Source organism: Isoptericola sp. NPDC060257 (assembly GCF_042726645.1).
GTDB lineage: Bacteria > Actinomycetota > Actinomycetes > Actinomycetales > Cellulomonadaceae > Isoptericola > Isoptericola nanjingensis.
The window spans coordinates 1-6,600 of sequence record NZ_JBHXAW010000250.1; the positions used below are offsets into that span (position 1 = coordinate 1).

Below are 6,600 nucleotides of genomic sequence, written 5' to 3' on the forward strand. Positions count from 1 at the left end.
GGCCTGCGCACAGGAGGACACGCGATGGCCGCACCGACCACCGTGACAACGCCGGCCCGACCCGACGCGCGTCCGGGGGCGATCGACCGCCCCGGCCGCTGGATCGACCGGTGGGAGCCGGAGAACCCGGAGTTCTGGGCGGGCGGCGGCCGCCGCGTCGCGCGGCGCAACCTGGCGATCTCCGTGTTCGCCGAGTTCCTCGGGTTCTGCGTGTGGGCGCTCTGGTCGATCGTCGTGCCGCAGCTGCCCGCGGCCGGGTTCACGCTCACCACCGACCAGATGTTCTGGCTCATCGCGGTGCCCTCGCTCGTGGGCGCCACGCTCCGCATCCCCTACACGCTCGCGGTGCCGGTCTTCGGCGGGCGGACCTGGACGGTCGTGTCGGCGTCGCTGCTGCTGATCCCCACGCTGGCGCTGGCGGTCGTCGTGCAGCGGCCGGAGACGTCGTTCGGCGTGATGCTCGCCGTCGCGGCGCTCGCGGGGTTCGGCGGCGGCAACTTCGCGTCGTCGATGGCGAACATCTCCTTCTTCTTCCCCGAGCGGGAGAAGGGCGCGGCCCTCGGCTGGAACGCCGCGGGCGGCAACCTCGGCACGGCCGTCGTGCAGCTCGTCGTGCCGCTGGTGATCGTCACCGGGGCCGGCGTGGCGCTGGAGCGCGCGAGCCTCGTGTTCGTCCCCTTCATCGTGCTCGCGGCCGTCCTCGCCTGGCGGTTCATGGACAACCTCTCGGCGGCGAAGGCCGACCCGCGGTCGTTCGCGGTCGCCGTGCGCGAGCCGCACACGTGGGTCATCTCGTTCCTCTACATCGGCACGTTCGGGTCGTTCATCGGCTTCTCCGGCGCGTTCCCGACGCTCCTGGCGGGACAGTTCCCCGAGGTGAGCCTGTCACTGGCGTTCCTCGGCGCGCTCGTGGGGTCGGTGGCGCGGCCGCTCGGCGGCATCCTCGCCGACCGCGTGGGCGGCGCCGTCGTCACCGTCGGGTGCTACGCGGTGATGATCGCCGGGGCCGTCGGCGCGATCTCCGCCCTGGGGAGCCACCGGTTCGGCCTCTTCTTCGCGTCGTTCCTCGTGCTGTTCGTCGCGACCGGGGTCGGCAACGGGTCGGTGTACCGGATGATCCCGGCGGCGTTCCGGGTGGCGGGCGCCGGGCGTGAGGCTGCGGCCACCGCCCGCGCCGCCGCGGGCTGCATCGGCATCGCCGGCGCGGTCGGCGCGCTCGGCGGCTTCCTCGTGCCGCGCGGGTTCGCGATGTCGACGTCGATGACGGGGTCGCTGGTCGCCGCGCTGTGGGTGTTCGTCGGGGCGTACGCGGTGATGGCCGTCGTCACCTGGGCGGTGTACGCGCGGCGCGGCACCGCGATGCGGGCGGCGCGCGTATGACGCCGTCGGGGGCCGCGGTCGCCACCCACTGCCCGTACTGCGCCCTGCAGTGCGGCATGGACCTCGCGCCCGCCGGTGCCGCCCCCGCCGGGCCCGCGTCGGAGGGGCGGGCGGCGCTGCCCGTGACGGTGACGCCGCGGCAGTTCCCCACGAACGGCGGCGGGCTCTGCCAGAAGGGGTGGACCAGCGCGACGGTGCTGCGCGCGAGCGACCGGCTCGTCACGCCGATGGTGCGCGGGGCCGACGGCGCGCTCGCCCCCGCGTCGTGGGACGCCGCCCTCGACCTCGTCGCCGGGCGGCTCGCCGGGATGGCCGCCGAGCACGGGCCGCAGGCCGTGGCGGTGTTCGGCGGCGGCGGGTTGACGAACGAGAAGGCGTACGCCCTCGGCAAGTTCGCCCGGACGGTGCTGCGCACGCCGTTCATCGACTACAACGGCCGGTTCTGCATGTCGTCGGCCGCCGCGGCGGGGAACCGGGCGTTCGGCCTGGACCGCGGGCTGCCGTTCCCGGTGACCGACCTGGCCGGGGCCGGCGCGATCCTGCTGCTCGGCTCGAACGTGGCCGAGACGATGCCGCCGTTCGTGCAGCACCTCGCCGGCGCGCGCGCCGCGGGCGGGCTCGTCGTCGTCGACCCGCGACGGTCCGCCACGGCGCGGCTCGCCGGGCCCGGCGAGGGCGTGCACCTGCAGCCCGTGCCGGGCACGGACCTCGTGGTGCTGCTGGCGCTGCTGCACGTGCTGGTGGCCGAGCGCCTCGTGGACCGGGAGTACGTGGCGGAGCGCACCGCGGGGTTCGACGACGTCGCGCGGTCGGCCGCGGCCTGGTGGCCGGAGCGCGCGGAGACGGTGTGCGGCGTCCCCGCCGAGGAGCTGCGCCGGGTGGCCCGCCTGCTGGCCGCGGCGTCGCCGTCGCGCGGGGGGCGCGGAGCGTACGTGCTCACCGGGCGCGGCGTCGAGCAGTCGGCGCAGGGCACCGCCACCGTGACGGCGGCGATCTCCCTGGCGCTGGCGCTCGGCCTCCCCGGGCGCGTGGGCTCCGGGTACGGCTGCCTCACCGGCCAGGGCAACGGGCAGGGCGGCCGCGAGCACGGGCAGAAGTGCGACCAGCTGCCCGGCTACCGCAAGATCGACGACCCGGCCGGCCGCGCGCACGTCGCCGGGGTGTGGGGTGTGGACCCGGGGTCGCTGCCCGGGCCGGGGGTGCCCGCCGTCGAGCTGCTGACCTCGCTCGGCGCGCCCGGTGGCCCGCGCGCGCTCCTGGTGCACGGCTCGAACGTCGTCGTGTCGGCGCCGAACGCCGACCGGGTGCGCGAGCGCCTGGCCGCCCTCGACCTGCTGGTGGTGTGCGACGTCGTGCCGTCCGAGACCGCGCTGCTCGCCGACGTCGTGCTGCCCACCACCCAGTGGGCCGAGGAGGAAGGCACGATGACGAACCTCGAGGGGCGCGTGATCCGCCGGCGGCGCGCCGCCGCCCCGCCGGGCGACGCCCGGTCCGAGCTGTGGATCCTCGCGGAGCTGGCCCGGCGCCTGGGCTCCGACGTCGCGTTCCCGACCGACCCCGCCGTCGTGTTCGACGAGCTGGCGCGCGCGTCGGCGGGCGGCGTCGCCGACTACTCCGGGCTCAGCCACGCCCGCCTCGACGCGCACGAGGCCGCCGGTGGACCAGGGCTGTACTGGCCCTGCCCCGCCGCCCCTGCCGACCTGTCAGGACCAGCGCGGGGTATGCCCGCCGCAGGTCCTGACACGCCGGGCGAGCACCCCGGGACGCCGCGCGTGTTCCTCGACCGGTTCGCGACGCCGGACGGCCGGGCGCGGATGGTCGCGGTGGACCACGCGGGCCCGTCCGACGACGTGCGCCCCGACGCGCCGACGTACCTCGTCACGGGGCGGGTGCTGCAGCACTACCAGTCCGGCGCGCAGACGCACCGGGTGCCCGAGCTGGAGCGGCTGGTCCCCGAGCCGTACGTCGAGCTGCACCCGCTGCTCGGGCTGCGGGTCGGCGTGCCGGACGGCGGCCGGGCGCGCCTGGCGTCGGCCCGCGGCGTCGTCGAGGCGACGGCCCGCTGGACCGACGCCGTCCGCCCGGACACCGTCTTCATGCCCTTCCACTGGAGCGGGGCGGGCAGCGTCAACCGCCTCACCACCGACGCCGTCGACCCCGTCTCCGCGATGCCGGAGTTCAAGGTCTGCGCGGTGTCGGTGACGCCCGCCGGCCCCGCCCCGGCCGCGACGGCCGAGCACGTCGAGTCCCTGGAGGTCCTCGCATGAGTCACGACCCGCAGCAGGGGCTGCGCGTGCCGCACCGGGTGGTCGTGATCGGTCACGGCATGGTGGGCGCGCGACTGGCGGACGAGCTGTCCCGGCGCGACGGCGACGGCGCGCTCGACGTCACCGTGCTCGGGGCCGAGCCCTACGAGCCGTACAACCGGGTGCTGCTGTCCGACGTGGTCGCCGGGCGCACGGACGTCGCGGCGATCGGCATGCCCACCGTCGACGACGGCCGCACCCGCGTGCTGCGGGGCACGGCGGTGACGGCCGTCGACCGGGACGCCCGCGTGGTCCTCACCGACGAGGGGACCCGCCACCCCTACGACCACCTGGTCCTCGCCACCGGTGCCGCCGCGCGCCTGCCCGACGTGCCCGGCCTCGGCACGGACGCCACGGCGCTGCCCGCCGGGGTGCACGCGCTGCGCACGCTCGACGACGCCCGCGAGGTGGTCGCGGCCACCGTGAACACCCCGCGCGCGGTGGTCGTCGGCGGCGGGGTGCTGGGCGTGGAGCTGGCGCTCGGCCTGGCCGGGCGCGGCCTGCCCACGACGCTCGTGCACGGCGCGGGCGCGCCGATGGACCGGCAGCTCGACGACCAGGCCGGCGCCGTGCTGCGCGCGAGCCTGGAGGCGGCGGGCGTGGCCGTGCGCACGGGGGTGCGGCCGCAGGAGGTGCTCGTCGTCGGCGGCCGGGCCGTCGGGGTGCGGCTCGACGGCGCCACGACCGAGCCGGGGGAGACGCTCGGCGCGGGCATGGTCGTCCTCGCGTGCGGCACCGCGCCGGAGACGGCGCTGGCCCGACGGTCCGGGCTCGCCGTCGAGCGGGGCGTCGTCGTGGGCCCGGACCTGGCGAGCGTGACCGACCCCCGGGTCTTCGCCGTCGGCGACTGCGCGCAGCCGCCGGAGGGGTCGCGCGGCCTCGTCGCGGAGGGCTGGGACCAGGCGCGGAGGCTCGCCGAGCACCTCGTGGCGCTCGCGGCGCGCCCGCGTCCGGCGGCACGGGGCGAGGGCCCGCGCGAGCACCTGCGGCTGCCGGGCGACGGCTCGGGCCCGTCGATGGCGGTGCGCCTCGGCACCCTGCTGTCCTCGCGCGCGCCGGGGGCGCGGGCGGGCGGCGTCGACGCCCGCGGGACCGACGTCGTCAAGGTCAAGGCAGGGCCGCTGAGCGTGGTCGCGATGGGCCGCTGCGGCTCCGGCCGCGTCCCGCAACCGGGGGAGCGGGCCGTGCGCCTCGGCGATCCGGCCGCGGGGCGCTTCGTCGAGGCCGTGGTGGCGGGCGGCGTCCTGGTCGGCGCGACGTGCGTGGGCGACGCCCGGGTGGCCGCCGACCTCACCGCCGCGTACACGCGCCGCACGCCCGTGCCCGCCGACCCGGCGTTCCTGCTGATCACGCCCGTCATGCCGGCCGCCGAGCCGGCGTCCAGCCCCGAGCACATGCCCGACGACGCCACCGTCTGCCGCTGCAACGGCGTCACCAAGCACGACATCGCGGCCTGCGTCGCCGACGGCGCGACGACGCAGGACGACGTCGCCCGCGCCACGCGCGCCACCACCGGCTGCGGCAGCTGCTCCGAGGCCGTGTGCGGGCTGGTGGAGTGGCTGGGGGAGGCGCGGCAGGCGCGGTCGGAGACGGAGGATCAGGAGGCCGGGGAGGTCCACTCGAGCGTGTAGCGGAAGAACAGCCGCTGCCGGAACCGGGCGCCCGGCAGGACGTGGTGGGCGGTGTCGCGGACCTCGCCGTACGTCTCGCGCGAGTCGCGCAGGGGGACGACCGGGCCGTCGTCGCCGACGTGCTCGGGGAGGACCGTGCGGGGGCGGACGAGGCTCTTGGCCAGCCCCACCACAGGGTTCGCGAACGACGAGACCAGATCGACGGCGAGGTCGCGCGGCGCGCCGATCCGCGCCAGGCCCACCACCAGCAGCCGCCCGCCGGGCGCGAGCACGCCGGCGGCGTGCCGCAGCGCGGGCTCGAGGTCCAGGTGGTGCAGCGAGGCGACCATCGTCACGACGTCGAACGACCCGTCGGCGGGGACGTCCTCGAACCGGCCGTGGCGGGCGGCGACACCGGGGTCGCCGGCGAACCGGGCGCGGGTGGCCTCGACCATGGGCTCGTCCACGTCGAGGCCCACCACCGTCGCGCCCGAGGCACGCAGCCGGCCGACGAGGGTGCCGAGGCCGCAGCCGACGTCGAGCGCGCGGCGTCTCCGCCGCGGCAGCCGCCGCAGGATCCAGCCGTGGAAGTGGTCGTTGTGGTTCCACGGGTACCGGTCGTTGAGCCGGCCGAGCCATCGCCCGACGGCGCGGACCAGCGGGTTCGTCGTCGTGCGCGGCTCGAGCTGCGTCGTCGGCGTCGTCGTCGGCATCGTCGTCGGCATGGACAGCGAGGGTAGCGTCACGACCGTGCCGAACCTCGTCCTGCTGTGCGGTCCCGCCGGCGCGGGCAAGTCCACGCACGCCCGCCGCTTGGCGGCCGACGGCTACGCCGTCGTGTCCGTCGACGAGCTCGCGTGGGCGGCCGGGCACCCGGCCGTGCACCCGCTGCCCGACGACGCCGCCCGCCGGGTGGCGGACGCGCTGCGCGCCCGGGTCGAGACGCTCCTGGACGAGGGTCGCGACGTCGTCGTCGACTCGTCGTTCTGGTCCCGCGCGTCCCGGGAGGAGTACCGGGCGCTCGGCGCGGCGCACGGCGCGGACGCGCTGGTCGTGCACGTCGACACCCCGCGCGACGTCGCCCTCGCGCGCGTCGCCGCCCGGGCCGCCGCGCACCCGCACGACGTCGTCCTGACCCCCGAGGTCGCGGCGGCGTACCACGACGGCTTCGAGGTCCCGACGCCGGACGAGGGCCCGATGGAGGTCGTCGCCGGAGTCTGACCTTCCAGCAAGGGATCCTCTGCGTCATTCAGCCCGATGGCGCGAGAGATCGCTTGCTGGAAGGCGTTCGAGGGGGCCGACCC

5 protein-coding genes are annotated in these 6,600 nt (G+C 77.0%); 4 read left to right on the forward strand and 1 reads right to left on the reverse strand.

Translation table 11 applies throughout. The features are described from left to right. Nucleotides 1–24 precede the first annotated feature (24 nt). Genes ACFWEK_RS17115 through ACFWEK_RS17125 form a run of 3 tightly spaced genes read left to right on the forward strand, consistent with a single transcriptional unit; the run spans nucleotide 25 to nucleotide 5,317 of the window. Nucleotides 25–1,380 carry an MFS transporter gene (locus ACFWEK_RS17115; RefSeq protein WP_430547560.1) on the forward strand — a complete coding sequence of 452 codons (1,356 nt, stop codon included), beginning with the start codon at nucleotides 25–27 and terminating at the stop codon, nucleotides 1,378–1,380. A gap of 56 nt (nucleotides 1,381–1,436) precedes the next feature. Beyond that, entirely contained in the window at nucleotides 1,437–3,647 is a 2,211-nt protein-coding gene (locus ACFWEK_RS17120; protein WP_430554813.1) for a molybdopterin oxidoreductase family protein, read from the forward strand. Then, entirely contained in the window at nucleotides 3,644–5,317 is a 1,674-nt protein-coding gene (locus tag ACFWEK_RS17125; protein WP_430554814.1) for an FAD-dependent oxidoreductase, read from the forward strand. Before ACFWEK_RS17120 ends, ACFWEK_RS17125 begins: the two co-directional genes overlap by 4 nt. Here ACFWEK_RS17125 and ACFWEK_RS17130 read toward each other — a convergent pair. After that, the gene (locus ACFWEK_RS17130) at nucleotides 5,284–6,021 is read right to left on the reverse strand and encodes a class I SAM-dependent methyltransferase (protein WP_430554815.1); all 738 of its coding nucleotides are present in this window, start codon (nucleotides 6,019–6,021) and stop codon (nucleotides 5,284–5,286) included. The two genes, ACFWEK_RS17125 and ACFWEK_RS17130, sit on opposite strands and share 34 nt — an antisense overlap. Between ACFWEK_RS17130 and ACFWEK_RS17135 the strand changes: the two genes are divergently transcribed. Then, the gene (locus ACFWEK_RS17135; RefSeq protein ID WP_430547556.1) at nucleotides 6,020–6,517 is read left to right on the forward strand and encodes an AAA family ATPase; all 498 of its coding nucleotides are present in this window, start codon (nucleotides 6,020–6,022) and stop codon (nucleotides 6,515–6,517) included. The genes ACFWEK_RS17130 and ACFWEK_RS17135 overlap by 2 nt on opposite strands. Nucleotides 6,518–6,600: the final 83 nt, after the last annotated feature.

Bases quoted from the DNA above. Each gene is read 5' to 3' on its own strand.
- ACFWEK_RS17115 (WP_430547560.1), top strand. From the start codon at position 25: ATGGCCGCACCGACCACCGTGACAACGCCGGCCCGACCCGACGCGCGT.
- ACFWEK_RS17120 (WP_430554813.1), top strand. From the start codon at position 1,437: ATGGACCTCGCGCCCGCCGGTGCCGCCCCCGCCGGGCCCGCGTCGGAG.
- ACFWEK_RS17125 (WP_430554814.1), top strand. From the start codon at position 3,644: ATGAGTCACGACCCGCAGCAGGGGCTGCGCGTGCCGCACCGGGTGGTC.
- ACFWEK_RS17135 (WP_430547556.1), top strand. From the start codon at position 6,020: ATGGACAGCGAGGGTAGCGTCACGACCGTGCCGAACCTCGTCCTGCTG.
- ACFWEK_RS17130 (WP_430554815.1), bottom strand. From the start codon at position 6,021: ATGCCGACGACGATGCCGACGACGACGCCGACGACGCAGCTCGAGCCG.